We start from the raw sequence: 2,060 nt of genomic DNA on the forward strand, positions 1-2,060 counted from the left end.
ACGGTAATTCCTGGACAAGGGTCTCTCCTTCAGCAGATGTCAGATACCTGCAGAATGGCGAGGCCCTTGGCCATGCTGGTGGACCCCTATCCCGGGGCCCGAAACTCACACCGCCCCACACTCAGTCGCGTAGAGCCCGATTTCCTCTATCTGGTCGGGCGACAACGCAGGAGCCCACGAGAGCGGCGCGTTGTGCTCCCAGTAGCCGCTACGACTCTGATGTGCTCGCTTCGTCACCGCTTGGCGGGTGACAGCAACCGATCCCTCGACCTGGCGGGCTGTGCGAATCCGACCCTGCAACGCACCGTCGGAACGAACGAGCTGGTTCGAAGGAACCCTGGATACAGGGCGGATCGGCCTTGGCCCGTTCTCTGCTCGGAGCATGCGGATCGATCGCCCGACATCGAGCCCTCGGTCGGCCATGTCCGGGTCTCCGGGGTAATGGTGCGATATCGGCGGACAATCGTTCCGCTCATCGGGTGTTCGACGCGTTGGCAGAACTCTGTGTTCGCGTCGGTCGCAGGATTGCCACTTCTCGGAGACCCCATCCTTGGCCGCAAACTCTGCACGCTGATTGCGGCGATGCTTGCCGACGCCACCCCACATTGACCACACCGACGTGTTGCGTGCCGGTGCAACGCAGGTCGGTTACGACACGTGCGGGGACCGGTGAAGTCTTGTTCTCCAGGATGCGAAAGGGATCAGCCGGATCCTGTCGTGGGATCAACCGGTTCATCGACTACACCCTCTGCGGGTTCGCCCGAGTCGCCGAAACCACCTTTGTCGAACTGGCCATCAGAGCACTCAAAGACGGCGGCGTCGCCCACATCCCCTCAGGCCACTACCCGGCCAACGCCGCCTGGTTCGCCTGCGCAGTCATCGCCCGTTGCAAAGGTGCGTTGCGCTCCGAGCACCCGCAGGTGTGGGGCGAGCACCGTTTAACCGTCGTCGGTGAGGGTGCGTACGCACCGGCGTGTGCCTCGAAAGCGGCCGCCCACACGACAACCCATCGTGGTGTGCGCCGTCGGAGAGTCCCTGACCGCCCGAGTTTGAAACATCGATGCAGTGGGCAGCGCTCTCGCATGGATTCCCCTTCCTTTCCGTTGCGCCGCGCCGATGCCCTGGTGCTCTTCGGAATCACCGGTGACCTCGGCGAATCGAAACTGATCCCGGCACTCCTCGAACTGTGCGGGAGCGGCCGGCTCGACGATGTTCCCGTCATCGGCGTGGGACGAAGTGAGCGATCCGACGAAGACATCAAGGACCTGATCGCTCGTGCAGCTGAGGGTGTAGCTGGGGGTGTAGCGGGCCGCAAAGCTGACGACTTCGTTGACCCGAGTCGTCTGGACGTGCACTACGTGAGCGGTGATGCTGCCGCGTCGGCCACGTTCGACGAGATCGCCGACGTCCTCGGCGACGCCCGGTTGCCGGTCGTCTACGCAGCGCTTCCGCCGGCGGTGTTCGGCGACGCTGCTCGGGCCATTGCATCGAGTCGCATGTCCGATGAGACTCGTTTTGTCGTGGAGAAACCATTCGGGACCGATGCGGCGTCAGCTCGCGAACTCCACGACGAGATGACGGCGTCCCTCGGCAGCGATGGGCTACTGATCGTCGACCACTTCCTCGCCAAAGCAGCTGTCGAGAACCTGCTGACGGTCAGAACGAGCAATGCGCTCTTCGACCGAGTGCTCGACCGGCACAGTGTCGACCGGATCGCGATCGACCTTCGTGAACGTGGCGACGTGGCAGGTCGTGGCTCCTTCTACGAACAGGTGGGTGTGATCGACGATGTGGTGCAGAACCATCTCATCCAGTTGGCCGCGCTGGCGCTGATGGAGCGGCCCGCCAACCACAGCGACGAGGCATATCACGATGAGCGAGCCGCAACCATCGAGTCGATGCGTGTCCTTCCCGACTCGGTGGGGCTCGGGCAGTACCACGGGTACCGGAACCATGAAGACGTCGCCGACGACTCGAACGTGGCGACGTTCTGTTCGTTCGCCATGACGGTCGACTCCGAGCGCTGGCGACACGTGCCCATCGAGGTCGTCACCGGCAAG

The 2,060-nt window shown here is 63.5% G+C and carries 1 pseudogene; it reads left to right on the forward strand.

The features are described from left to right. Window positions 1-689: 689 nt before the first annotated feature. Window positions 690-2,060 (forward strand): annotated as a pseudogene (locus ACH2EI_RS02760) (hypothetical protein); the annotation flags it as partial.

Origin of the sequence: Ilumatobacter sp. (genome assembly GCF_041688325.1) — a bacterium.
Classification (GTDB): Bacteria; Actinomycetota; Acidimicrobiia; order Acidimicrobiales; family Ilumatobacteraceae; genus Ilumatobacter_A.